Below are 25,387 nucleotides of genomic sequence, written 5' to 3' on the forward strand. Positions count from 1 at the left end.
CAGGCAATGACGTCGGAGGTAATGGCCGGCGCGACAACGCGGCCGACGACAGAGATTTCCGATGCGCCACTTCCCTCCCCGCCGGATCGTCTGCCTCACCGAGGAGACCGTGGAGACGCTGTATTTGCTCGGCGAGCAGGATCGCATCGTCGGTGTCTCCGGCTATGCGGTACGGCCGCCGCAGGTTCGGCGCGAGAAGCCGCGCGTCGCGGCGTTCATCTCGGCGGACATCCCGAAGATCCTGGCGCTCGAGCCGGACCTCGTGCTCGCCTTTTCCGACATCCAGGCTGACATCGTCGCCGATCTCGTGCGGGCCGGTGTCGACGTCCACGTCTTCAACCAGCGCGACGTTGCCGGCATCATAGCGATGATCCGTACCCTCGGCGCCATGGTCGGCGCCGCCGAACGCGCCGACCAGCTTGCGACGGGCTTCGAACAGCGCCTCGCGGCGATCGCTGCTGCGCCGCGTTTCCAGCCGAAGCCAAAAGTCTATTTCGAGGAATGGGACGATCCCCTGATCTCAGGCATCGGCTGGGTCTCTGAGCTGATCGAGATCGCCGGCGGCGAAGACGCGCTGCCGGGCTTGCGGCTACGGAAGGCGGCGAAAGACCGCATCATCGCGCCCGACATCGTGCGTGACGCCGCGCCCGACGTGATCCTCGCGTCCTGGTGCGGCAAGAAGGTCGTACCCGATCGTATCCGCAACCGCCCCGGCTGGAGCGAGATTCCCGCCGTGCGCAACGACCGCATCGTCGAGATCAAGTCGACGATCATTTTGCAGCCGGGCCCGGCCGCGCTCACCGATGGGCTCGATGCGATCGTCGCAGCGCTGTGGCCGCCCAATTCGTAGGGTAGGCAAAGCGAAGCGTGCCCACCATTCACGGCCGGTGCAAGAGAAGGTGGGCACGCTGCGCTTTGCCCAGCCAGCCGACGGCGCCTTACACCTTCTCCACCCCGCACCATTCCGCGATGAACAGTGCGGTGGCCTTGGTGGATTTGCGCAGCGACTCCAGGTCGACATATTCGTTGAAGCCGTGCATCGCCGCGCCGCTGGCGCCAAAGCACAGGCTCGGGATGTTGTAGTTCAATCCATAGAAGCGGGTATCGGTGAGCGCGGTGAAGGCACGGTCTTCCACGGTGCCGCCATAGACCGCGCCAAACGCCTGCGCGAACGCCGCCTCCGGCTCGGCTGCATTGGCCAGTTCATAGCCCTCCGACAGGAAGCCCGACCACTGCACCTCTGGCGGATTGTTGGAGAGAAAGCGATGATCGCGCGCCGCCGCAGAGACGCAGGCCAAAATCTCATTCTGGCACTCCGCGATCGACCAGCCCGGCAGCACCGCGATGCGGCAATCGACATCGCACCAGGCCGGCACGCTGGAGGCCCAGTCGCCGCCCTTGATGATACCGGGATTGAAGTTGATGGGATGCACGACGTCCTTGAAGTGGCGGTCGGCCTTGGCGCGCTCGTTCCATTCGACTTCGAGCTTCTCCAAAGCGTGGATCAAATGATACGCGGCCACGATCGCGTTCGAGCCGGCGCCGGCCTCGAACACATGCACCGGGAAGCCGCGCACCTTCAGGCGAAACCAGATCACACCGACCTGCGAGCGGATCATGTGGCCATTGGTGGGCTCCGGGATGAAGCAGGCATCGGCACGATAGCCGCGCTGCAAGGTCGAGAGCGCGCCGACGCCGGTGCTCTCCTCCTCGATCACCGACTGGAAGTGGATCCGCCCCGTCGGACGCAAGCCTGCCGCCTTGATCGCATCCAGCGCATAGAGCGCGCCGATCGTGCCCGACTTCATGTCGCAGGCGCCGCGTCCATACATCCGCCCGTCCTTGACGGTGGGCGAGAATGGCGGCGTCTCCCACATATCGAGCGGGCCGGTCGGCACCACGTCGCAGTGCCCCTGCAGGATCAGCGATTTGCCCCCGTTGCTGGGCGGCCGGTAGGTGCCGACCACCGTGCGCGCCCGGGAGAAATCATGCTCGATCGGGCCGAAGCCGCGCAGGTCCTTCAGATCGTCGACATTGATATGCCAGTCGTCGACCTCGTAGCCGCGTCCGCGCAGGAGATCGCCGATCATGTCCTGGCACGGACCTTCCGCCCCGCGCGTCGACGGGATCGCGACGAATTCCTTCGTGGTCGCAAGCTGCGCATCGAAGCCGGCATCAACGGCGTCCAGGATCCTTTGTTGCGTATCAGCATTCATGCGGCGGGCTCCGACTCCAGGTTCGATCATCAAGCATATGGGCGCTCGGTCCGCACCGCTATAGCGTGATCTCAGCCACCGGGGTACTGCACAAAATAGGCATCTCGCAACGCTTCTTCGAGCAGACGGCCTTCCGAATAGCCATCGAGTGACGCCGGCCGCGTCACGCCGTCGAGCAGCCGCGAGCAAGGTTCCGGCGCGCCAAGCACGGTGCGTACCGGAATACGCTCGGCATAGATCGGCAGTTCGTAATCCTCGTCGTCGTCAGCGACGCCTTTGGCGCGGACCTTGGCCGAAGCCTCCTCGATCTCCATCGCGATGAAGGAGGTCGCCTTGATCTCCTGCGTATTGCTCTGCCGCAGGCTCGCGGTCCGATCGGGAAAGAAGCGGTCGACCATCGCGACCAGCGCCCGCTGCTTCTCGTCCGGATCGGTAACGAGATAGGCGCCGCCGAATGCCATCACGGCGCGATAGTCGGCCGAATGATTGAAGCCGCAGCGCGCAAGCACCAGGCTGTCGAGATGTGCGACCGTGAGACAGACCCTCTGGCCCGCGGACTGGTTCCTCAGCATGCGGCTCGCGCTGCTGCCGTGCCAGTACAGCTTCGTCCCCTCGCGCCAGAAGAAGGTCGGCGTGCAATAGGGCTGGCCGTTGATCGCATAGGAGACGTGGCACAGCATCGATGAGTCAAGGATGCGGTGAACGGTGTCATGATCGTAGAAGCCGCGATCGTGGCGGCGCTTCACCTGGTTTCGCGGTGACAGCGGATATGAGGCGGCGGCACCTTCGCTCACGGCAGCTCCTGTTGGGGTTTTGAACGTTTCAAAGCAGTTGTAGCGCCGGATTTGGTCTGCGATAGTGCCAATTCCATGCGAAAAATTTCGACCAATTCCGCATCGCCGCGCAAGGCCGAGCTGCCGCTCGACCTTTCCGGACCGCACGTCACACCAGGCGCCTCCGCCCAGCAGCGCCTCTATCAGGCGCTTTGCCACGCCATCCTCGGCGGCATCGTCAAGCCGGGCGAGCCGCTGCCGCCTTCGCGCACGCTCGCACGACAGACCGGCTTTCGCCGCAACGCGGTCGTCACCGCCTATGAGCGTTTGATCGCCGACGGGTTCGCAGCGGCGACCACAGGCTCCGGGACATTCGTCGCGGCGCGGATCCCCGCGCGCGCCCGCGAGACGCCGAAGCCGAAGATCACCATCGACGCGCCCCAGCGAGGCGCGCTGGCGCTTGGCTGCACCCATATCGATAGCCGCGCCCTGCAGCGCTTCCGCGCCTTTGTCGGCCGACGGATGCGCGCCTTCAGCGCCGAGCATTTCCATTACGGCGATCCCAGGGGCAGCCGCGAGCTGCGCGCCGCAATCGCCGACCACTTGTTGTCGGCGCGCGGCCTGCGCTGCGACCCCGAGCAAATCATGCTGACGTCTGGAACGCTGCACGGGTTGCGCATCGTGTCGAGCGCGATCCTGAAGCCGGGCGACCAGGTCTGGTGCGAGGACCCGGGCTATCCGATCGCCCGCCGAACCATCGAGCATTGCGGCTATCGCGCGGTTTCCGTTCCGGTCGATGGATCAGGCATGGTCGTGGCGAACGGCGGGACTCGCGCGCCGGCGGCGCGTGCGGCCTATGTGACACCGTCGCACCAGTTTCCGCTCGGCGTACAGATGTCGATGCCGCGCCGGCTGGAACTGCTCGACTGGGCCAAGTCGGCCGATGCCTTCGTGTTCGAGGATGATTACGACAGCGAGTTCCGATATGACGGCGCTCCCCTGCTGTCGCTCGCCGGCATCGATCATCTCCGCCGCGTCATCTACATGGGCACGTTTGCCAAGACGCTGTTTCCGGGATTGCGCATCGGCTACTGCGCGCTGCCTGAGAAACTGATCGGTCCGGTGACAGCGGCGCGCGCCGCGCTCGACCGCTTTCCCGGCACGCTGATGGAAGGCGCCGTCGCCGACATGCTGAACTCCGGCGCCTTCGCCGCCAACCTGAAGAAGGTGCGAAGGCTCTACCGCGAAGCCCGCGACGTGCTGGCCTCGACGCTGTCGGCGGCATCAGACGGAGAACTGTCGGTGCCGGTGCCCTCGCAGGGTCTGCATCTGGTGGCGCGCTTCGATCCGTCGACCGAACCATTCGTCGCGTCGCAGGCCAGGAGCGCGGCCGGCGTCGACGGCTGGCTGCTCGCCGAGACCTATCATCGCGCGCGCCCCTGCCCGGCTTCGTGTTGGGATTTGCCGGCCATGACCTTCCGCAACTGAAAGCATCGGCCGAACGACTGGCGAAGGCTTCGCTCGCCGCCATGCGCGAGAGCCGCAAGCCGAAATCCCGCATCACCAAAGCGCCGATGTCGCGCGCCGCTCTATGAGAATCGCAGGCGTCTCATTAAGCTGAAAACGAAAGTCGTCATGGCGGAGATACCGGATGCCCGGCAATCGCAACGTCCTGTATCTGATCATCGGTGCGCTGGTCGTCGTTGTCGGCGTGCTCGGCTACCAGCTCTACCAGGCCAAGAAGCAGCCTGAAGGTTTCCAGATCAATGTCGGCCCGGACGGGCTGAAAATCCAAGGCAAGTGATTTTCAAGTGATGCTGATGATGTCGAGAAAACTCCTGCGCATCGGCTGCATCGCGCTGCTCGGCTGGCTTGCATCCCCACTGTCAGCGTCAGCCCAGGTGATGGGACGCGAGCAGGACATCGTCGATTTGCGACTGGGCCAGCGCGTGCTGGTCGACGACGGATCGTGCCCCGCGGGCCAGATCAAGGAAGTCTCAGGCTCGCAGATGACGAGCCATGGCGTGACGCGCGTGCGCAAATGCATCCCGCGTCTCGGCACCAAGAAGCGTTGACGCTGCTTACTCCGTCGCCGGATCGAACATGCACTGCAGCGTCGGCTTGGCGATCTTGGTGAAGGTCGGACCGATCTCGGATTGCTTTGACGGCGGCACCCAGTCGGTTTCGATCGTCGGCACGCCGGTCTCGCTGATCCCGCGCAACAGGGCTTCGCGCAGGTCGGGGTCCTCGACGGTGGCGGCGGCATAATCGTGTAGGCAGCCGCAGACGGCTTCCGGATGCGCCCAGCGGCCGAGCATATGGGGCGCGCACTGCCGCACGAATTCACCGCGTGGGTCCGGCAGCACCTTGAACAGGGTGCGGAATTGCACCGGCTGGGTCTGAAGGGTTGTCGGCACCTGCGCGTGCGCCGAACTGGCAGAAACGATCGATGCTGCGATGACGGCGAGACAGGTGTGCAAGAGGTTGCAGTTCATTTACCGTCGGCTTTCTTGCAGACTTCCTTAAGACGTTCAGTTGGCGGCAACGACGATAGGCTGACTCGCGGTCCCTGCGATCAGCGAGCCGATATACGAGAAGGTGCCGATACCCGGAAGGTCACTCGCGGAGGTCCCGGCGATGAAGGGTCCAGCCAGAACAAAGGCAAAGGCGAGGATGAAGCTGATCGTCCGCATTTGACTGTCTCCGGTCTACCAGCGTCCCCGCCGTCCCGTTGCGGTTGATAACGAAGCCCTGTTTCCGGACATCTGCGCCAAAAGCTCAAAATGGTTTCGTTCCACTGTTGAATTGTTTCGTCGGCTCCGCACGACGAAACATTGGGACGAAAAACTCAATGATTTCAGTAACCGTAATTCTGGTACACCAGCACGCCCTGGCGCTGCCTCGCCACCAGCGAAGAAATGATTCACAGCGCGAATGACATAGATCAACGCCGGCAAGCTCGGTTTGGCGCTAGGTTAACCACCGCGCCCAATCAAAGATCGCGAGTTCTTAATCTTTAGCCATTAGGAGCGCTGCAACAAACTGAACCCAACAACTTGCTCCGCCGACTCAGTCGAACATCTCGCAACCTTTGTTGATGGTCGCGCGTTAACTTTTTTCCCAATCCAACGAAGGATCGCAGTCGTGGGTAATGGCAACATCGACGTTGGCAAGGAAACCGCGACCCGCAAACCCGGCCAGCAGCAGATGGCGGGAGCGATGTCGCAGCAGGACACTCACGTCATGGGCGACAATGAGTGCGCGCCGCAGAAGCTCGTGCGCCTCGTGGGCTGTCGCGATCCCCAAGCCCGCCTCCAGGCCAGCATGCGAGGATCCGAGTTGAAAAAGCAGCAGTTCTAGCTTTTTCTTCGATTACTGGATGAAGTCGCCGCACTTCTGCACAGCGGCATCGCCTGCGCCCCACGGCATGATCGGCACCGAAGAGGTGGAGTTCTTCGGCGAACCTTCGATCAGCTTGTCCGAATAGACCATGTAGACGAGCACGTTTCGCTTGGCATCGCACCCGCGAACGATTTGCATCTTCTTGAAGAACAGCGACCGGCGCTGGCGGAACATGTCGTCGCCCTGGCCCATCTTGTCCTTGAAGCGGATCGGCCCGATCTGCCGGCACGCCAGCGAAATGTCTGAGACTTCCTCCGCCACTCCCAGCCAGCCCTTGAAGCCGCCCTTCTCCGGCACTGTGAAATGACAGGCCACGCCCTCGACCTCGGGGTCATCGACGCCATAGGTCGCCAGCTTGTCGTTGGGCGAAATCCATTTGAACACGGTGGAGCGGCGGAAGATCAGGTCGGGCTCGTCGGCAGCGACCGCCGCCTGCACCAGTCCCAGCGCCAGAACGACTGTGGCCAAAGCCAGCCTCTTCCAAGGCAGTTGAGGAAAAGTGATGGCTTTGGCGTGCATGAATGGCTCCGCAACGATGTTGGCGCGGCCTATGTATGGCGAAAGGCTGCAGGGGAAAGACTGCACGCAATGAGAGGCGCGATGGACGGTTTAACCTATTGTGAGGCTTTTTTGCTACGCTTTTGACGAAAAGCACTGCGATCACAGAACGGTTAAAGTGGCCTGCGCTGGTGAACGTATTTCGTGTCTGCGACAACCAACCAATATTGGACTGGGGCTCTTAAGGACTATGCGCGTGACTAAGCGTCAGATTTCGACTTTGCATGCTGCAAGTGAACGGGTTTGGAAGATTGCTGTTCTGGCGACGCTGGGCACGCTCGGCGCCGCGCCGCGGGCCGATGCCGCGCTCTACTATTGGCGTGACAACGACCCCACCTACTATCGGCCCGAGCCCCAGATTCAGATTCAGCCGCGGCGACAAAAGCCGCGCAAGCCCGCCGCAAAGGCCGCAGCCCCCGAAAAGGAGACCGGCGCCAAGCCGCAGGCGCCCCTCATCATCACGATCTCGATCCACGACCAAAAGATGCGCGTCTTTGACGCGAACGGGCTGTTTGCCGAGAGCCCGGTCTCGACCGGCATGAAGGGCCACTCCACCCCGATGGGTGTCTTCAGCGTCATCCAGAAACACAAATTCCATCACTCCAACATCTATAGCGGCGCGCCGATGCCCTACATGCAGCGGATCACCTGGTCAGGTGTCGCGATGCATGCCGGCGTGCTGCCCGGCTATCCTGCGTCGCACGGCTGCATCCGGATGCCGATGGCATTCGCGATCAAGATGTGGAATTGGACCAAGATGGGCGCGCGCGTCATCATCACGCCTGGCGAGATCACGCCCGCTGCTTTTTCGCATCCGCTGCTGGCCACGCAAAAGGTGGCCCCGCAGCCGGTCGCGGAAGAGCCGAAGGTGGATGCTCCGATCGGCGTCAAGGGTGACAAGGGCGCTGAGATCACGCCCGTCAACGAAAACGGCATCGAGCTGCGCGCGACTGTGGGCCATGCCGAGTTGCAAACGTCCCTGCACGAGCAGACCCATACCGCGGACGCCAGTGGTGCAGTGCCGACCACCCGCCCCTCCCTCACATTGTCCGGCGCGACCATCGCGAAAACTGACGAGGTCGTGACGAACGGAGCGACGGCAGAAACCGAAACTGCGTCTACCAAGCTCGCCGCGGCTCGCGCTGCCGACGTCAGTGTGGACGACAGCAGGGTCGGCGAAGCGAAATCCGCCGACGCCGAACAGAATTCGGCCGAGACCACCGCCAGTACGGAAGCTTCGAAAGCCGAAGCCCCCGTCGGTGAACGCGTGAAGGGTGAGACCAGCGCCGAAGCAGTCAAGCAGGATGCGCCCAAGGCCGACGCAATAAAATCGACCGAGCCGGCTGCCGAGAAATCGACCGAGCCCGCCAAGCCGGCCGATGCATCCGATGCCGACGCCAAGAAGGACACTTCACGTTTGCCGGGCACCGCAAAGCTCGATCAGCCGAAGCGGACCGGCCAGATCGCCGTCCTGATCAGCCGCAAGGATTCCAAGCTCTACGTGCGGCAGAACTTTGCGCCGCTGTTCGAGGTGCCCATCGCGATCGCACCTGGCGACCGGCCGCTTGGCACGCATGTTTTCACCGCCCAGGCGGACAGGAGCGATCCCAACCTCCTGCGCTGGTCGGTGGTCTCGCTGCCGACTGCCCGCACAGCCGCGCGTCTGGATGAGGATGCCTATCCGGCGCGGCGCCGCCGCGCTGCATCCGCCGAGGTGAAGCCGCAGCCGCTCGCCAACAGCCCGGCGGAAGCGCTCGACCGCATCACCATCCCGCAGGATGCGATGGCGCGCGTCAACGAGGCGCTCACGTCAGGCGGTTCGATCATCGTGTCCGACCAGGGCATCAACCAGGGCGAAACCGGCGAAGGCACGGACTTCATCATCCCGCTGCGCTGAGCATCCCCGTAACGGCTTGTTGAAGGCTGGCTCCCATCCGGTCGGGCTATTGTTCCAGGAATCTTCATGCTCAAGGGAAATGGCTATGATCAGCCGCAGGTTTTTTGTCGCGGGCGCGGTGGCGATACTGGCCGAACCTTCGTGCTCCCGGACCTTGCAGGCGGAGCCGGCGATGAGCCGGGTTACTGCCTATGCCTTCTCGTTTCCGGCGCTGCAGGGCAGTGACATCCGCCTCGCCGAGCATGCCGGCCATCCCCTTCTGATCGTCAACACCGCCTCGCTGTGCGGCTTCACCCCGCAATATGCGGGGCTGCAAGCCCTGTGGATGGAGTTCCGCGACCGCGGCCTTGTCATCATCGGCGTCCCCTCCAACGATTTCGGCAGCCAGGAGCCCGGCGGGGCAACCGAGATCGCCGAGACCGCGCATCACCAATATCGCGCATCACCAATATGGAGTCACCTTCCCAATGGCGGCCAAAGCCGTGGTGAAGGGCCCCAATGCGCATCCCTTCTACCGATGGGCCGCCGACGCGCGCCCGAAGGATGTCCCGCGCTGGAACTTCCACAAATATCTGATCGGCCGCGACGGCTACATCGCTGACGTCTTCGCCGAGTCGGTTCCGCCGGAGGACACGAGGGTCAAGACCACCATCGCCCGGGCACTGGCGGCAGCCTGATGTCAGCAATTAAACCTGTGCAGGATACCGGTCTCCGTTGCATTGGCGGGGGCTGACCATCTAGGCTACTATTAGTTGGGGTAGGAGGCGGTTTCGGGCGGGTACTGGATACCTTCATCCGCACGATAGCTCTAGGGAACATAGCCATGCGCATTGCGGCAGGTTTGATTTTTGCGGGCGTGGTTTCGCTACTCTCATCCACCGCGGCTTGGTCGCAGACTCCGCCTCCCGCCAAAGGTGCTCCCGTCGCCAAGGGCGCGAACGCCGCTCCGGCGCCCGCGCAGCAGACAGCTGCTCCGCAAGCGGCACCCGCGCCGGTTCCTGCCGCCGCTCCTGCACAGCCACCGCAGCCTGCGCGTGCCGCCTGCAACAATCCGAGCGCGCTCGGCGTCGGACGCACGGTCGAGATCGACACCACAGGCGGACCCGGCTTCGGATTCGAGCATTTCAAGCAGCTCGACTTCCTGCGCGACCACGAGGTGGTCCTCACCTTCGACGACGGTCCGTGGCCGAACAATACGCCCGCCGTGCTAAAGGCGCTGGCGGACGAATGCACCACCGGCATCTTCTTCCCGATCGGCAAGCACGCGACCTACCATCCCGAGATTCTCAAGCAGGTTTACAACGCCGGCCACACCGTGGGCGCGCACACCTGGTCGCACGCCAACCTGAACAACAAGAAGCTGACTGAAGACCAGCGCAAGGACGAGATCGAGAAGGGCTTCGCTGCGGTCAAGTGGGCGCTCGGCGTCTCGCCTTCGCCGTTCTTCCGCTTCCCGGCGCTGCAGCATCCGCCGGAAATGGTGACCTATCTCGGCACGCGCAACATCGCCATCTTCTCCTGCGACCTCGACTCGTTCGACTTCAAGGCGAGCAAGCCGCAGACGGTGATCGACACCGTGATGAAGAAGGTCGACAAGCTCGGGAAGGGCATCATCCTGATGCACGACTTCCAGAAGCATACCGCGGAAGCGCTGCCCGAATTGCTGAGCCGGCTGAAGGCCGGTGGCTACAAGGTGGTGGCGATGCGAGCGAAGGCGCCGGTGCAGGTGCTGCCGCAATATGAGGAAGAGCTGACCAAGGACGCCAAGCTGCCGACGGTGAGCGCACGGCCAGTCAACAGCGTCGTCACGACGGTCAACGAATAGCGTCCCGAGTTATCGTGCCGGCGTTGCGTTTTGAAGGCTATGTCATCGTCTCCGCCGATGGCCGGCTGGCCAACGCCGAGAACGTGATGCCGAGCGAATTGAAGTTCGAGGGCGACAAGAAATTCTTCTCCGCCGCCCTCGACCGCGCCGACCTGATCGTGCATGGCCGCAATTCCTACGAGGACCAGCCGAACTCGCCACAGCGAAAACGCATCATCCTGACGCGCAGAGTGCATGCCACCGCGCCCGATCCCGCCAATCCGAAAGCCACGCTCTGGAATCCCGCCGGCGCCTCGTTCGAGACGGCGAGCGCGGAAGCCGGGGTCACCTCCGGCACCGTCGCGATCATCGGCGGTCCTTCGGTGTTCGACATGTTCATGGATCGCTATGACACGTTCTGGCTGTCACAGGCGTCGCGGGTGAAGCTGCCGGACGGGGAGCCTTGTTTTCCCGGCGTCCCTGCCCGCTCACCGCAGCAGATCCTCGCATCCCACGGATTGAAGCCCGGCGAGCCAAAGCTGCTGGAGCCGGATCAGGATGTCACCGTCACGCCGTGGCGGCGCGCCACAGCGTGAGGCTGCCGTAGCCGGGTGAAGCGCCAGCGTAACCCGGGGCCGCTCGCAAATACGGATACCGCCGTCCCGGGTTACGCGTTCCGCTCCACCCGGGCTACAAGTCTCTCACGCATCGCCGTAGGCAGCGTCCGCGCTCCGCGGCGTGCGCCCGTAGCCCGCCAAGATGAACAGCGCGCCGATGATCGACAGGTTCTTCAGCGCCTCCATCAGCGTATGGGCGTTGTCCGGCGCCGGCTGATTCCAGAAATCGTGGAAATAGAAGGTCGCGCCGACCACGAGGATGATGAGCAGGATCGAGAAGAAGCGCACCAGCCAGTTCAGCGCGATCATCACGCCGGCAAGGATTTCGAACACGCCGACCGAAATCGCGATCAATTGCATGATCGGCATTGCCGCCATGGTCTCGAGCTGGTGCGCATAGGGCGCCGCAATCTCGGGAATGGTGATCTTGGCTGCGAAGGAATCCGCGGTCGCCTGGATCGCCACCAGCTTGCTTGCTCCCGAATAGATGAACAGCACGGCGAACAAGACTCGCCCGAAAGCAATGAACCCCGGCATGGTCGTCCCCATTGATCGCAGTCATGAACCAAGCGCGGAACGATTATGGTCGTTCCGCCTGCCGCGAGCAAATCGAATCCGGCTCCGCCAAGATCATGATCCGATGAACCGGCCTCCGCTTTTCCGGATCATGCTCTAGCCGAACAAGGTCGGCTGCGCGCGGCCTGCACGCTCCTGCGCCTCGACGGCTGCGACCGCCGTCATGTTGAGCACACCGCGCGCCGTCACCGATGGCGTGAGGATGTGCGCCGGCCGTGCCGGGCCGATCAGGATCGGACCGACCGGAAGCGCGTCGCCCAACGCCTTGATCATCTGGTAGGCGATGTTGGCCGCATCGAGATTCGGCATGATCAGGATGTTGGCCTCGCCTTCCAGCTTCGAGCCCGGCAGCACCAGGTCGCGCACCGCCCGCGAGAGCGCGGTGTCGCCCTGCATCTCGCCGTCGGCTTCGATCTCCGGATGCTTCTCCTTGAGGAGCTGCGTGGCGCGCCGCATCTTGCGCGAGGATTCGGTGTCGTAGCTGCCGAAATCCGAGTGCGACACGAACGCGACCCTGGGCTTGAAGTTGAAGCGCTGGACATGGATCGCCGCGAGCGACGCCATCTCCGAGAGTTCTTCCGGGCTGGGATTCGGCCGCACCTGCGTATCGGCGATGAAATGCGCTCCCTTGGTCGAGATCATCAGCGCCAGCGCCGCATAGTCGCTGACTCCAGGCAGGAAGCCGATGATTTCGCGCACATGGCGCAGATGGCTCATGTAGCGGCCCTCGACGCCGCACAGCATGGCATCCGCCTCGCCGCGCACCACCGCGAGCGCCGCGATCACGGTGTTGTTGGTGCGCACCACTGTGCGCGCCGCATCCGGCGTCACGCCGCGCCGGCCGGCGACGTCGATATAGGACTGCACATAGGAGCGGTAGCGCGGATCGTCCTCGGGATTGATGAGGTCGAAATCCTTGCCGGCCTTGATCGCGAGGCCGAACCGCTTGATGCGGGTTTCGACCACCGAGGGCCGCCCGACCAGGATCGGCCGTGCCAGCTTCTCTTCGAGCACCACCTGGGTCGCGCGCAGCACACGCTCGTCCTCGCCTTCGGCATAGATCACGCGCACCGGCTGCGTCTTGGCCTTGGCGAACATCGGCTTCATGACGAGGCCGGAGCGGAAGGCGAAGCGCTCGAGCAGCGCGGTATATTCGTCGAAATTCTTGATCGGGCGCGACGCCACGCCCGATTCCATCGCCGCTCTCGCCACCGCCGGTGCGATCCGCAGGATCAGGCGCGGGTCGAACGGGCTTGGGATCAGCTGGCCCGGCCCGAAACCCTGCGTTTCACCCGAGTCGAAGCGCGACGCGACCGCGTCCGACGGCGGATCGCGCGCGAGCTGCGCGATCGCGTCCACCGCCGCGTGCTTCATCGCCTCGTTGATCGCGGTCGCGCCGACGTCGAGCGCGCCGCGGAAGATGAAGGGAAAGCACAGGACGTTGTTGACCTGGTTCGGGAAGTCCGAACGTCCCGTGCAGATCATGGCGTCGGGGCGCGCTTTCCGCGCCTCGTCCGGCATGATCTCCGGCACGGGGTTGGCGAGCGCCATGATCAGCGGCTGCTCCGCCATCTGCTTTGCCATTTCCGGCTTCAGCACGTTCGGCGCCGAGAGGCCCAGGAAGATGTCGGCGCCGCCGATCACGTCAGCCAGCACCCGCGCATCCGTCTTCTGGGCATAGACTGCCTTCCAGCGGTCCATCGAGGTGTTGCGCCCCTCATGCACGACACCGTCGATGTCGCAGACCCAGATATTTTTGCGCTGCGCTCCCATCGACACCAAGAGATTGAGGCAGGCGATCGCGGCCGCGCCCGCGCCGGAGCAGACGATCTTGACCTCGGACAGCTTCTTGCCGTTCAACAGCAGCGCGTTGACGATCGCGGCCCCGACGATGATCGCGGTGCCGTGCTGGTCGTCGTGGAAGACCGGGATCTTCATCCGCTCCTTGAGCTGCGCCTCGATCTCGAAGCATTCGGGCCCGCGGATGTCCTCCAGATTGATGCCGCCGAAGGTCGGCTCCAGCGCCGCCACCGTCTCGACCACGCGCTCGATGGTGTCGGCCTTGATCTCGATGTCGAACACGTCGATGCCGGCGAACTTCTTGAACAGCACCGCCTTGCCTTCCATCACCGGCTTCGAGGCCAGCGGGCCGATATTGCCAAGCCCAAGCACTGCGGTACCGTTACTGACCACCGCGACCAGATTCGCGCGCGCCGTCAGCGAGGCGGCTTCCGCTGGGTTCTTCGCGATCTCGGTGCAGGCGGCGGCGACGCCGGGCGAATAGGCGAGCGCGAGGTCGCGCTGGTTGGCGAGCGGCTTGATGGCCTGTATCTCGAGTTTGCCGGGTCGCGGCAGCCGGTGATAGGCCAGCGCCGCGGAATGGAGATCTTCAGAAGAGGATGACATCGTGCTCTCGCGTTTCCGGCCTCACGCTCTTATTCTGTGCGGGTCGAACAAGGCCAGTTGTCCAGCAGGTCGAGCCGGATGTGAAGCACGCCGAGCCCCCTTCATGCAACATCGGATCGCACCCCCGTCAACAGCCGCCGTCCGCGCAATATTTGAAGCCATACCGGCCTTTTCGTCCCAGGTCATGCCCATGAGAACATGGCAATTTGTCCCCCGCATGATCGTAAATTCGGAGCTGAGTGGATGATACGGATCTTGATCGGCCTGATCGCTGCGGTCGTGGTCGCCGCCGCCGGCCTGCTCGGCTTCAATCTCTACGTGCAGCATCGCATGACCAGCGGCATCGAGACGGCGTTCGCGCAGGTCCGCGCCGCCGGCGGCAAGGCCAGCCACGGCAAGGTGACGGTGGACATGCTGGCGCGCACCGTCACGGTCGTGGACATCGTGGCCGAATCGGCGGCGCAGCCACCGGCGCGGCTGAAGATCGCGAGCCTGATCGCCACCGGCGTCCGTCAGCCCGACCGTGCCCGCATCGCGGCCGACAGCATCGAACTGGCCGACATCGAGCTGGCAACCGAGGTGACCGACAAGGTCCAGGCCAAGGTTACCTACAAGGTGCCGCTCTTCACGGTGAAGGATTATTCCGGCCCTTCCAACCCGGCGCAACTGCCGGCCTCGGAATCCCTGCTCGACATCTATCGCTTTGCGCTCCAGCAGTTCACGACCGTTGCGGCCTCATCGGTCACGGTCCCCTCGGTGACCGGCACGATCAATGGCGGCGCGGCGACGCTTGGTGGCGGCGAATTCGCCTATTCGGGCATAGCGCTGCAGGACATCAGGGACGGCAAGGTCGCCAGCACCAAGGCGGACGGGTTCACCTTCACGGTGAACACGCCGCAAGCGGGCAAGCGCGAGAAATTGACCGGCACTCTCTCCAATCTCGTCGCCCATGATTTCGATGCCGCGGCGGCGGGCACCGTGCTCGATCCCGAGAAATCGAGCGACGACACCTATCACCGCGTCTACCGGCAAGTCTCGGCCGGCCCCTATGTGTTTGCTACCGACCAGGGCGTGCGGGCGCAGATCGACAGCATCATGGTCGACGATATCGCAGTGCGGCCGTCAAAGCTGCAACTGGCGCCGATCCTTGCGCTGGTGCCGCAGCCGGGCGCCGGCCCTCCGACCCAGGCGAAGGCGCGCGAGATCATGGAGAAGATGGCAGGCTTCTATGAGGGCATTCGCATCGGCAATGCGGAATTGCGCGGACACGTGATGCGGACGCCGCAAGGACCCTTCAAGCTGGCGGCGATCCACGCCAATCTGGAAAACGGCCGCGGCCAATTGGCGCTAGAGGGCCTGGAGGTCGAGACGCCAAAGGGGCCGTTCAGGTTCGACCGGTTTGCGTTGAATTCCTTCGACATCCCGCAACTGATGCGCTTCGCAGCGCGCGCCAACGCCGAGCCAAGGGCCACGCCAGACGAACTCTTCGGCCTGTTCCGAGTGTTCGAAGGCCTCGAGGTCAAAGGCGCCGCCACGCCCTTCCGCGACACCAACAAGCTCATCAACATCGACACCATCAGCCTGGGCTGGGGCCAGTTCATCGGTCCCGTCCCAAGCAAGGCGCATCTGGTGGCGAAGCTGAATGTCCCGATTGATGCGACTGATCCGGCGATGCAGCCGCTTGTTGCGGCAGGCCTCGACCGGGCGGCCATCGACATCGATCTCGGCGCGGGCTGGACCGAACAGTCAGGCGCCTTTGTGTTCGCGCCCGCAAACCTCGAAATCGGCAATCTGCTGAAGGCGTCGGCCCAGGTTGCATTCGCCAACGTGCCCCGCGGCGTGTTCTCCTCCGATCCGGCGCAAGCAGCGAGCCAGGCAACCCAGATCGAAGCAGGAGCCGTCGAGCTCACCTTGCGCGACAGCGGCTGCGTCGATGTTGCGGTTGCGCAATATGCCCGCGCCCAGAACATCAGTCGCGAGGATGCGAGAGGCGCCATCATCGACCGGATCAAGGCGTTTGGCCAAACCATCGCCGCCAATCCCGATGCCGCCGCCGCGGTGGACGCCGTGGTCCGCTTTGTCGAAAGCCCGGGACAAACGCTGATCATCAAGCTGACGCCGCGCGGCAAGGTGCCGGGGCTCCAACTCGTTCAGCTTCTCAAGACCGACCCGCTGATCGCGCTCGCGCAATTCCACGTCGAGGCCTCGACGGGATTGTAGGTGCCGCCGTAGCCCGGGTGGAGCGGAACGCGCAACCCGGGACATCTGCGTCAGAGTTTGCGGGCGGCCCCGGGTTACGCTGGCGCTCCACCCGGGCTACGCACCTACCCTTTGTTCGGCAGGTTGACCCTGATGTGGAGCTCGCGGAGCTGCTTCGTCGTGGCTTCCGACGGCGCGCCCATCAGGAGATCGACGGCCTGCTGGTTCATCGGGAACAGCGAGATCTCGCGCAAATTCGTCGTGCCGCAGAGCAGCATCACGATGCGATCGAGCCCCGCGGCCATGCCGCCATGCGGCGGCGCGCCGTACTGGAAAGCCCGGTACATGCCGCCGAAGCGCTCGACCACGTCCTCTTCGCCATAGCCCGCGATCTGGAACGCCTTCACCATCGCTTCCGGCTTGTGGTTACGAATGCCGCCGGAGGCGATCTCGTAGCCGTTGCAGGCGATGTCGTACTGGAACGCCTTGATCGTCAGGGGGTCCTGCGTTTGCAGCGCCTCCAATCCACCCTGCGGCATCGAGAACGGGTTGTGCGAGAAGTCGACCTTCTTGTCTTCCTCGTTGTACTCGTACATCGGGAAATCGACGATCCAGGCGAGCTCGAACCGGTCCTTGTCGATCAGGTTCAATTCCTCGCCGAGCTTGGTCCGCGCAAGGCCTGAGAACTTCCAGAACTTGTCGGGCTCACCGGCGACGAAGAACGCGGCATCGCCTTCCTGCAGGCCGAGCTGTTCACGGACCGCAGCGGTCCGTTCAGCGCCGATGTTGTTCGCAAGCGGGCCTGCGCCCTCACCGCCTTCGCGCCAGAAGATGTAGCCGAGACCCGGCTGCCCCTCGCCCTGGGCCCAGGAGTTCATGCGGTCGGCGAAGGCACGGCTGCCGCCGCCCTTGGCCGGGATCGCCCACACCTGGTTCTTCGGGTCCTCCAGCATCCGCGCGAACACCTTGAAGCCGGAGCCGCGGAAATGCTCGGAGACCTCCTGCATCACGATCGGGTTGCGAAGGTCCGGCTTGTCAGTGCCGTATTTGCGGATCGCCTCCGCAAACGGAATCCGCGGCCAGTTCTTGGTCACCGGCTTGCCGTTGGCAAAATCCTCGAACACGCCCGTTATCACCGGCTCCATCGCCGCGAATACGTCGTCCTGGGTCACAAAACTCATTTCGACGTCGAGCTGGTAGAACTCGCCTGGCAGGCGGTCGGCGCGCGGGTCCTCGTCGCGGAAACAGGGCGCGATCTGGAAATAGCGATCGAAGCCCGACATCATGATCAATTGCTTGTACTGCTGCGGCGCCTGCGGCAGCGCGTAGAATTTGCCGGGATGGATGCGGGAGGGCACCAGGAAGTCGCGCGCGCCCTCCGGCGAGGATGCGGTGAGGATCGGCGTCTGGAATTCGAAGAAGCCCTGCTCCTTCATCCGCTTGCGCATGGAATCGACGATCGCGCCGCGGGTCATGATGTTCTGGTGCAGCTTCTCGCGACGCAAGTCGAGGAAACGGTACTTAAGCCTTATGTCTTCAGGATATTCCTGCTCGCCGAATACCGGCAGCGGCAGCTCGGCGGCGGGGCCGAGCACCTCGATCTCGCTGACATAGATCTCGACCTGCCCGGTCGGAAGTTCCGGATTGTCGGTGCCCTCGGGGCGGCGGCGGACCTTCCCGTCCGTCCGCACCACCCATTCGGAGCGCAGCTTTTCGGCATCGTGGAACGCGGCCGAGTCCGGGTCCGCCACGCATTGGGTGATGCCGTAATGGTCGCGCAGGTCGATGAACAGCACACCGCCATGGTCGCGAACGCGATGGACCCAGCCGGAAAGGCGGACCGTCTCGCCAATGTGGCTCTCGCGGAGCGCGCCGCATGTATGTGACCGGTAGCGATGCATGGACTTCCCAAACAGATGTCGGAGGGTTCGAATCGGGCGGCCAACGGGCCTGCCCGAATTTGCGGTGGGTTTACCCGAGGCCGCGAGGTGCGGCAACCAAGGGAACGCCCTGATTTGCGCCCGAACCGGACATTTTCGGCCAGATAGCGCGAAGTGTTTGCCTATTTGAAGCCTGAGCCTATCTTTAGGCGATGACGGTGCATTTCCCCTTTCAGAACACCTATGCGGCGCTGCCGGCGAACTTTTTCGCCCGTGTTGCGCCCACCCCGGTTGCCGCCCCGCGCCTGATCAAGCTCAACCGGCCGCTCGCGGTTCAACTCGGGCTTGATCCGGACCTGCTGGAGACCCCGGAAGGGGCCGAAATTCTCGCCGGCAAGCGCCTGCCCGAAGGCGCCGACCCGATCGCGATGGCCTATGCCGGCCACCAGTTCGGCCAGTTCGTTCCGCAACTCGGCGACGGCCGCGCCATCCTGCTCGGCGAGGTCATCGACCGGGATGGCGTGCGCCGCGACATCCAGCTCAAGGGTTCCGGCCCGACCCCGTTCTCCCGCCGCGGCGACGGCCGGGCGGCGCTCGGCCCGGTCCTGCGCGAATATATCGTCAGCGAAGCGATGTTCGCGCTGGGCATTCCGACCACGCGCTCGCTCGCCGCTGTCATCACAGGCGAGCATGTGGTGCGCGAGACGGCACTACCCGGCGCCGTGCTGACGCGCGTGGCGGCGAGCCATGTCCGCGTCGGCACCTTCCAGTTCTTCGCCGCCCGGGGCGATACCGATGGCGTGCGTGCGCTGGCTGATCATGTGATCAACAGGCACTATCCGGACATCGCAAAAGCTGACCGCCCCTATCACGCGCTGCTCGAAGGCGTCGTCGCCCGCCAGGCTGAGCTCATCGCACGCTGGCTCCTGGTCGGCTTCATCCACGGCGTGATGAACACCGACAACACCTCGATATCAGGCGAGACCATCGACTACGGTCCGTGCGCCTTCATGGACGACTACAACCCTGCGCAGGTCTACTCCTCGATCGACGAGATGGGCCGCTACGCCTATGGCAACCAGCCGCGGATCGCGCTCTGGAACCTGACGCGCTTGGCCGAATGCCTGCTGCCGCTGTTCTCCGACGACCAGGAGAAGGCGATCGAACAGGCGCAACTCATCCTCGGCGATTTCTCCGAGAAGTTCAGCGCGGCCTATGCAGCCGGCCTGCGCCGGAAGATCGGCCTGTTCACCGAACGCGATGGCGACGAGGCGCTGATTGAGGGCCTCCTGGATGCCATGGCGAAAAACCAGGCCGACTTCACCCTCACCTTCCGCCGCCTCGGCGACGCCGCGCTGGATGCATCAGGCGACGAGAACGTCCGGGCGCAGTTCATGGATCCCACCGCCTTTGACGAATGGGCCAAGCGCTGGCGCGAGCGCATCGCCCTCGAGCCGCAAACGCCGTCCGAGCGGCAGTCCGCCATGCACGCCGTCAACCCCGCCTTCGTCCCGCGCAATCACCGCGTCGAGGCGGCGATCGCGGCCGCCACGAATGACGACAACTACGCACCGTTCGAAGAACTGTTGACGGTGCTGTCAAAGCCCTACGACGACCAGCCGCAATACGCCGCCTACGCCGATCCGCCGCTGCCCGATCAGCGCGTGCTGCAAACCTTCTGCGGAACGTGAAGTGTTCGTAGCTGCGCAGGGCGGATTAGCCGCTCACGATTCGCGCTATCTCCACGCGTCCAAGCGCAAGGCGTAATCCGCCCTACGCGTTAGCAACAATTCGCCGCTCCGATCGTTGGCCGGACTCTGACCTGCCAGCGAGGGAGCATGGCATGAACGAGCGCAACCACGATCCGGGAACTCCTTTGAAGCGCATCGAGCCGAACGGCGTCGAGCCTGAATTCTCCGAGGACGATCTTCAAAGGCAGCAATTCGGGCCGCGCGGGGTGCCCGGGCAGCCGGACCCGGCAAGAATGACGCCCCAACGGGCCAAGAAGACGCCGACGAACGCCGATCCGGGTGGCCATACCGCCTGAGTGCTGCAAAGCGTCCAAAGCGCAGCGTGCCCACCATTCCCAGCGAGGAGCTGATGGTGGGCCCTCGCGGCCCGCTGACGAACGATTGATCGCCGACTGCTTAACCGATCCTCCGATTGCGCTTGTCGCGATGCCATCGGAGGTGCTCCTAATGTCCGCCTCTGGCCTAAAGCAGCGGTCCCAGATTGTCCGCTCTCGCACCGCTATCGGGGCTAAACAGACTTGGCGCTCGTGCGCGGGGCGGTGCCTGCCAAAAGGCTGGCCGCGCACCTGCAAGCTCGGTAAGCGATCGTTTCTGTAATGGCTCGATCGGGCGGCCGAACAGGAGATCGTGACCATGACCTGCCAATGCGAGTGCACCCCCGTCGGGCTTGCCAATCGGCGCTGCTTCATTGCCGGGCTCGCCTGCACGGCCATCTTGCCGATGGCGGCCAATGCTCAATTGGCGGGCCCGCCTACCGCCGAGGACGTGACATTCATGCGGATGGCAATCGAGGAGGCACGCCTAGCCGATTTTCCATTCGGCGCGGTCATCGTGCGCGACGGCGCGGTCATGGCGCGTGGACGCAATCTGGGACGGACGAACCAGGATCCAACCGCGCACGGCGAGATGGACGCAATCCGCAAGTGCCTCGCGGCGCACGGTCCAGCCGCCCTGCGCGGCAGCACGCTCTACACATCGGGCGAACCTTGTGCGATGTGCATGGGCGCGATCCTCTGGTGCCACGTCGAGCGACTGGTGTTTGCCGCGTCGGTGATGCAGCTCGCGACCAAGATCGATCAGATCATGCTGTCGAGCGCCGAGGTCGCGGCCAAGGCGCCGTTTGCTCCAATCTCGATCACCGGCGGCGTGCTGGCAGACGAGGCGATGGCGTTGTTCAAGTAGCGAAGATCCATCGCCATCGACAGTCGTAGAATAGGTAGAGCGAAGCGAAACCCATCATTCGCGCCGCTTGCTCCGCCGCGATGGGTTTCGCTTCGCTCTACCCATCCTGCAAACCACAAATATCAAATCTTAAGGTGGGGCCCGGTGTGCCTAGGAGTCCGAGCCCCATAACCTCAACAACCTGGCCGCCAAGCTGTTCGGCTACATCCACACTTTAGCGCAGCGGGCTCACGCGCTATTGATCTGACGCAACTGTGGCAAGCGTTTCGCCGCGGGCTGAATTGAACATCGCGGAAGCTTGTTGTCGCGTCACGTCCGATTATGCTCCGATACAACAGATACGGTTCGAGCGAATTTCAGCTCCGCTGATGGGAATTCCGGGCGATGAACATTGAGCGAATCCCAGACAGCGAGGCAAGACCTTCGCGCCCGCGCGCGGGCTCGCCGCTCGAAGTGCTTCTGGTCTTCCTCAAGCTCGGGCTGACATCGTTCGGCGGCCCGATCGCCCATATCGGCTATTTTCGCAGCGAGTTCGTCGAGCGTCGCAAATGGCTCGACGAGCAATCCTATGCGGATCTCGTGGCGCTGTGCCAATTCCTGCCCGGTCCGGCGAGCAGCCAGGTCGGTTTCTCCCTTGGATTGATGCGCGCAGGCTATCGCGGCGCGCTGGCGGCGTGGACGGGTTTCACGCTGCCATCGGCGATCGCACTCCTGCTGTTCGCCTATGGCGCCAACACATTGAGCGGGCCGGTCGGAACGGGACTGGTGCACGGCCTGAAACTCGTGGCGGTCGCGATCATAGCTCAGGCGGTATGGGGCATGGCGCGGACGCTGTGCCCCGACCGCGAGCGGGCCTCGATCGCGATGATCGCGGCGCTCATCATCCTGTTCAGCACGTCATCGATGGCACAGATCGGCGCGATTCTGCTCGGCGGCCTTGCCGGACTATGGCTCTGCCGCGCCGCGCAGCCGAGCGGCGACAGCCATTTCGCCGTGCCGGTGTCGCGCACAGCCGCACTCAGTGCGCTGGCAGCATTCCTGGTCCTGCTCGTCGGCCTGCCGATCCTGACGCGGCTATGGCCGAACTCGGGCATTGCCCTGTTCGACGCGTTCTATCGCTCCGGCGCCCTCGTGTTTGGCGGCGGCCATGTGGTGCTGCCGCTGCTGCGCGAGGCGGTGGTGACGCCGGGCTGGGTCGGCGACGACGTGTTCCTGACCGGCTATGGCGCGGCCCAGGCCGTTCCCGGACCGCTTTTCACCTTCGCCGCCTATCTCGGCGCGGTCGTCAAGACGTCGCCGAACGGCATCGTCGGTGCCGTCATCGGCTTACTCGGCATATTCCTTCCGGGCGTCCTGATCCTCCTGGCAGCGCTGCCGTATTGGGACAGCTTTCGCAAGCGCCCCAGCGCCCAGGCGATGATGCGCGGCGTGAACGCGGCGGTCGTCGGCATCCTGGGCGCGGCGCTCTACAATCCGGTGTGGACCACCACCGTGCAGACACCCAGGGATTTTGCGATTGCCCTCGTCGGATTCGTGCTGCTCATCGCCTGGCGCGCACCTCCGCTCGTGGTCGTTGCCTTCAGCGCCGTTGCGGGAATAGGCGCGGCGATCCTGTGACCTCTCTGTCAGCGCCGGTTTTGCTTGCTGCGAGCATGTTCCATCGCTCGACCAGTGTTTTCCCGGATAGGATCCCGGTCGCCTTCGTGTTTTAGGATAAGACGTTCATGTAGGCATATTCACGTGCGCCCGGCGGCCAATGCTGCCGGGCTATTCGTTTCAGGGCGTTTTCGAGCGAAGTGGACACCGGTTCGCGTGAAGAAAGAGCTTCGGTTCTGATTCAATCAGATCCGAAAATGCTCTAGGCCGCCTTCTGCAGCGGATAGGTCTGCAGACGCCGCGCCGACAGCGCGCAGCCGCAATCATGCACGGTGCTGTGCTCGATGACGAAGCGACGCTTCTCCAGCAGGGCGCGAAGGCTCTGGTTCACGGCCGGCTTCTGGGCCTCGACCCAAACCACCAGCACGCCGCTGGCGCTCAGGCAATTGACCAGCCAGTCCAGCGTCGCCTCGAGCGTGCGCAACGGGCGTCGGCGCCAGTCGACAAGCGCGACGTCGTACTGACCGGCCGGACGCCCGCAATTGCCCGTGGCGGCCGCGCGCGAATAGCCGCGGTGCTGAAGCTCGAGCATCAATTCAAAGCTCTTGGCGCCGGCGACGACGATGCGGTGCTGCTTCGAGCAGCCCGCCAGTTGGATCATCGGATCAATGATCCTGTCGCCAGCGCCAACCTGTAGGGAAGACATGACATCACCTGTTCCATTCACTCTCGCGCCCGCGCATGTCGGGGCCGCACCTTCGATGCGCGCAATATCTTCGGAGCCGGATATGATTTCGAGAGCGACTGACTCGCAGCCGCATATGCGCCGCATAGGGGCGTAACCGCGTCCGCAGGATGGGTAGAGCGAAGCGAAACCCATCATTGGTGCGCCTAGCGACCGAAGCTGATGGGTTTCGCTTCGCTCTACCCATCGTACGCAGCCACATGTGCGCAACCGTCACGCAGGCCCGCCATTAACCCCTCGTCCACCATCGCCGCGGCAGACGGCCGGTAACCAAATCCCTTAACAGACCGTCAACCCGATCCCGACAAGTCTTACGACTTTGTTAGGGAGATTGCCGATGGAAGCCTTTGCTCTTGAATTCGTGGGAATGGCGATGGTGGCACTCTGCCTGGTCGTTCTCGCAATGCCTGCCGCACGGCGGCCCTCCAAACACGGGCGTCACGAGTAAGGCGGCCGCCCGATCACCCGTTTTCGCCCCCGGAGCCCCCTGGCATGCTCCGCGCGGCCTGACTTGAGCCTATGCAAGGCCAGAATTGCAGCCAAGCCCCTTGACATACCTGCGCTTTCGGCAGAACGCGTGTCGGAAGCGTCATGGACTGTTCATGGATCTGATTACTACCATCTGGGAACTGCAGGCGGCGTGCGACCGCTTGGGCGCCCACCCCGTCATCACCGTCGATACCGAGTTCCTGCGGGAGACGACCTATTATCCCCTGCTCTGCGTGCTGCAAATGGCGAGCCCGGACGAGGCCGTCGTGATCGACGCGCTCGCCCCCGGCATCGACCTGGCACCTTTCTTCGAATTGATGGCCAACGAGAGGGTGCTGAAGGTGTTCCACGCCGCCCGGCAGGACATCGAGATCGTCTGGCACCGTGCCAACACCATCCCGCACCCGATCTTCGACACGCAGGTTGCGGCCATGGTGCTCGGCTATGGCGACAGCATCGCCTATGACCAGCTCGTCGAGCGCATCACCGGCCATCGGCCGGACAAGACCCACCGCTTCACCGACTGGTCGCGCCGGCCGCTCAGCGCCGAGCAGACCCAATACGCGGTCTCCGACGTCACGCATTTGCGCGACGTCTTCACCGCGCTCGACGCTGACCTGAAGAAGCGCGGCCGCAACGACTGGGTCAGCGAGGAGATGGAGATCCTGACCTCGCCCCGCACCTACGACTTCCACCCGGAGCGCGCCTGGGAGCGGCTGAAAACCAGGGTGCGGAAGCCGCGCGAGCTCGCGGTGCTGATCGAGGTCGCCGCGTGGCGCGAGCAGGAAGCGCAGAGCCGTGACGTGCCGCGCTCGCGCGTGCTGAAGGACGAGGCGGTCGGCGATATCGCAACGCATGCGCCGACGTCGCTGGAGAAGCTTGCCAACCTGCGCTCACTGCCGAAAGGATTCGAGCGCTCGAAATGGGGCACGGACATCATCGCCGCCGTGCAGCGCGGACTCGCGCGCGATTTCGCGAAGCTGCCGAAGATCGAGAAGCCGCGCAACAATTCCAACGGTGCAGCGATCGTCGAACTGTTGAAGGTGCTGCTCAGGATGACGTCGGAGCGCCACGCGGTCGCAAGCAAGGTGATCGCGACCGTCGACGATCTTGAGCAGATCGCCGCCGACGATCACGCCGACGTCGCCGCCCTGCATGGCTGGCGCCGCGAATTATTCGGCGAGGCGGCGCTCAAGCTCAAGCACGGCCGGCTGGCGCTTGCGATCGACAAGGGACGCGTGGTCAAGGTCGAACGCGCCAAGGAGTAACGGGGTAGTCATCGCTACCGAAGTTATG

Annotated in this window: 22 protein-coding genes and 2 pseudogenes; 15 read left to right on the forward strand and 9 right to left on the reverse strand. The window is 64.0% G+C overall.

Annotation, left to right across the window (positions count from 1 at the left end):
• Positions 1-61: 61 nt before the first annotated feature.
• Positions 62-850, forward strand: a complete 789-nt coding sequence (locus tag K288_RS0126810) for a cobalamin-binding protein (RefSeq protein ID WP_027582350.1) — start codon at positions 62-64, stop codon at positions 848-850.
• Positions 851-938: 88 nt separating this feature from the next.
• On the opposite strand, the gene K288_RS0126815 is transcribed toward K288_RS0126810, so the two are convergent.
• Both K288_RS0126815 and K288_RS0126820 read right to left on the reverse strand, forming a co-directional pair.
• The gene (locus K288_RS0126815; RefSeq protein WP_027582351.1) at positions 939-2,216 is read right to left on the reverse strand and encodes an ArgE/DapE family deacylase; all 1,278 of its coding nucleotides are present in this window, start codon (positions 2,214-2,216) and stop codon (positions 939-941) included.
• A gap of 71 nt (positions 2,217-2,287) precedes the next feature.
• Positions 2,288-3,010 carry a pyridoxamine 5'-phosphate oxidase family protein gene (locus K288_RS0126820; RefSeq protein WP_027582352.1) on the reverse strand — a complete coding sequence of 241 codons (723 nt, stop codon included), beginning with the start codon at positions 3,008-3,010 and terminating at the stop codon, positions 2,288-2,290.
• Between the two features lie 75 nt (positions 3,011-3,085).
• On the opposite strand from K288_RS0126820, the pseudogene K288_RS46630 reads away from it, so the two are divergent.
• The 3 genes and pseudogenes from K288_RS46630 to K288_RS0126835 all read left to right on the forward strand — a co-directional run bounded on the left by K288_RS46630 (position 3,086) and on the right by K288_RS0126835 (position 5,064).
• Positions 3,086-4,584, forward strand: a pseudogene (locus tag K288_RS46630) (PLP-dependent aminotransferase family protein).
• A 56-nt stretch (positions 4,585-4,640) separates the two neighbouring features.
• A complete protein-coding gene (locus tag K288_RS54220) occupies positions 4,641-4,793 on the forward strand; it encodes a hypothetical protein (protein WP_201449726.1) in 153 nt (50 codons plus the stop codon).
• A gap of 19 nt (positions 4,794-4,812) precedes the next feature.
• The gene (locus K288_RS0126835; RefSeq protein WP_043160790.1) at positions 4,813-5,064 is read left to right on the forward strand and encodes a DUF6719 family protein; all 252 of its coding nucleotides are present in this window, start codon (positions 4,813-4,815) and stop codon (positions 5,062-5,064) included.
• 6 nt (positions 5,065-5,070) lie between these two features.
• On the opposite strand, the gene K288_RS0126840 is transcribed toward K288_RS0126835, so the two are convergent.
• Both K288_RS0126840 and K288_RS54225 read right to left on the reverse strand, forming a co-directional pair.
• Positions 5,071-5,484 (reverse strand): hypothetical protein, encoded by a 414-nt coding sequence (locus K288_RS0126840; protein WP_051334736.1) that lies wholly within the window; start codon positions 5,482-5,484, stop codon positions 5,071-5,073.
• Between the two features lie 36 nt (positions 5,485-5,520).
• On the reverse strand, positions 5,521-5,682 hold the full coding sequence (locus tag K288_RS54225) for a hypothetical protein (RefSeq protein WP_201449727.1): 162 nt from the start codon (positions 5,680-5,682) through the stop codon (positions 5,521-5,523).
• Between the two features lie 451 nt (positions 5,683-6,133).
• Here K288_RS54225 and K288_RS46635 point away from each other — a divergent pair, with 451 nt between their 5' ends.
• Positions 6,134-6,349: a hypothetical protein gene (locus K288_RS46635; protein WP_043160774.1), complete on the forward strand. Its 216-nt coding sequence runs from the start codon at positions 6,134-6,136 to the stop codon at positions 6,347-6,349.
• 12 nt (positions 6,350-6,361) lie between these two features.
• Here K288_RS46635 and K288_RS0126855 read toward each other — a convergent pair whose 3' ends face one another.
• Positions 6,362-6,910 (reverse strand): CreA family protein, encoded by a 549-nt coding sequence (locus K288_RS0126855; protein WP_043160776.1) that lies wholly within the window; start codon positions 6,908-6,910, stop codon positions 6,362-6,364.
• Between the two features lie 229 nt (positions 6,911-7,139).
• On the opposite strand from K288_RS0126855, the gene K288_RS0126860 reads away from it, so the two are divergent.
• The 4 genes and pseudogenes from K288_RS0126860 to K288_RS0126875 all read left to right on the forward strand — a co-directional run bounded on the left by K288_RS0126860 (position 7,140) and on the right by K288_RS0126875 (position 11,246).
• A complete protein-coding gene (locus tag K288_RS0126860) occupies positions 7,140-8,846 on the forward strand; it encodes a L,D-transpeptidase family protein (RefSeq protein WP_051334738.1) in 1,707 nt (568 codons plus the stop codon).
• 85 nt (positions 8,847-8,931) lie between these two features.
• Positions 8,932-9,523: pseudogene (locus K288_RS46640) on the forward strand (glutathione peroxidase).
• 146 nt (positions 9,524-9,669) lie between these two features.
• A complete protein-coding gene (locus tag K288_RS0126870; protein ID WP_027582357.1) occupies positions 9,670-10,671 on the forward strand; it encodes a polysaccharide deacetylase family protein in 1,002 nt (333 codons plus the stop codon).
• Between the two features lie 14 nt (positions 10,672-10,685).
• Positions 10,686-11,246 carry a dihydrofolate reductase gene (locus K288_RS0126875; protein ID WP_027582358.1) on the forward strand — a complete coding sequence of 187 codons (561 nt, stop codon included), beginning with the start codon at positions 10,686-10,688 and terminating at the stop codon, positions 11,244-11,246.
• Between the two features lie 105 nt (positions 11,247-11,351).
• Here the strand turns inward: K288_RS0126875 and K288_RS0126880 are convergent, their stop codons facing one another.
• Together K288_RS0126880 and K288_RS0126890 are read right to left on the reverse strand one after the other, a co-directional pair.
• Positions 11,352-11,804 carry a DoxX family protein gene (locus tag K288_RS0126880; RefSeq protein ID WP_027582359.1) on the reverse strand — a complete coding sequence of 151 codons (453 nt, stop codon included), beginning with the start codon at positions 11,802-11,804 and terminating at the stop codon, positions 11,352-11,354.
• 135 nt (positions 11,805-11,939) lie between these two features.
• Complete coding sequence (locus tag K288_RS0126890; RefSeq protein WP_027582360.1) at positions 11,940-14,249, reverse strand: NADP-dependent malic enzyme; 2,310 nt, start codon at positions 14,247-14,249, stop codon at positions 11,940-11,942.
• A gap of 243 nt (positions 14,250-14,492) precedes the next feature.
• Between K288_RS0126890 and K288_RS0126895 the strand changes: the two genes are divergently transcribed.
• Positions 14,493-16,469: a hypothetical protein gene (locus K288_RS0126895; RefSeq protein WP_027582361.1), complete on the forward strand. Its 1,977-nt coding sequence runs from the start codon at positions 14,493-14,495 to the stop codon at positions 16,467-16,469.
• A gap of 104 nt (positions 16,470-16,573) precedes the next feature.
• On the opposite strand, the gene aspS is transcribed toward K288_RS0126895, so the two are convergent.
• Positions 16,574-18,349: an aspartate--tRNA ligase gene (aspS, locus tag K288_RS0126900; protein ID WP_027582362.1), complete on the reverse strand. Its 1,776-nt coding sequence runs from the start codon at positions 18,347-18,349 to the stop codon at positions 16,574-16,576.
• Positions 18,350-18,540: 191 nt separating this feature from the next.
• Between aspS and K288_RS0126905 the strand changes: the two genes are divergently transcribed.
• The 4 genes from K288_RS0126905 to chrA all read left to right on the forward strand — a co-directional run bounded on the left by K288_RS0126905 (position 18,541) and on the right by chrA (position 22,878).
• Positions 18,541-20,019 carry a YdiU family protein gene (locus K288_RS0126905; protein WP_027582363.1) on the forward strand — a complete coding sequence of 493 codons (1,479 nt, stop codon included), beginning with the start codon at positions 18,541-18,543 and terminating at the stop codon, positions 20,017-20,019.
• 152 nt (positions 20,020-20,171) lie between these two features.
• The gene (locus K288_RS46645; RefSeq protein WP_043160778.1) at positions 20,172-20,375 is read left to right on the forward strand and encodes a hypothetical protein; all 204 of its coding nucleotides are present in this window, start codon (positions 20,172-20,174) and stop codon (positions 20,373-20,375) included.
• A gap of 337 nt (positions 20,376-20,712) precedes the next feature.
• Positions 20,713-21,261, forward strand: a complete 549-nt coding sequence (locus K288_RS0126915) for a nucleoside deaminase (RefSeq protein WP_244443265.1) — start codon at positions 20,713-20,715, stop codon at positions 21,259-21,261.
• Positions 21,262-21,645: 384 nt separating this feature from the next.
• Positions 21,646-22,878 (forward strand): chromate efflux transporter, encoded by a 1,233-nt coding sequence (gene chrA / locus K288_RS0126920; RefSeq protein WP_051334739.1) that lies wholly within the window; start codon positions 21,646-21,648, stop codon positions 22,876-22,878.
• A gap of 241 nt (positions 22,879-23,119) precedes the next feature.
• Here the strand turns inward: chrA and K288_RS0126925 are convergent, their stop codons facing one another.
• Entirely contained in the window at positions 23,120-23,563 is a 444-nt protein-coding gene (locus K288_RS0126925; RefSeq protein WP_152535683.1) for a hypothetical protein, read from the reverse strand.
• A 641-nt stretch (positions 23,564-24,204) separates the two neighbouring features.
• Here K288_RS0126925 and rnd point away from each other — a divergent pair.
• A complete protein-coding gene (rnd, locus tag K288_RS0126930) occupies positions 24,205-25,359 on the forward strand; it encodes a ribonuclease D (protein ID WP_027582367.1) in 1,155 nt (384 codons plus the stop codon).
• Positions 25,360-25,387 lie beyond the last annotated feature (28 nt).

This window comes from Bradyrhizobium sp. Ai1a-2, assembly GCF_000426245.1.
Lineage (GTDB): Bacteria > Pseudomonadota > Alphaproteobacteria > Rhizobiales > Xanthobacteraceae > Bradyrhizobium.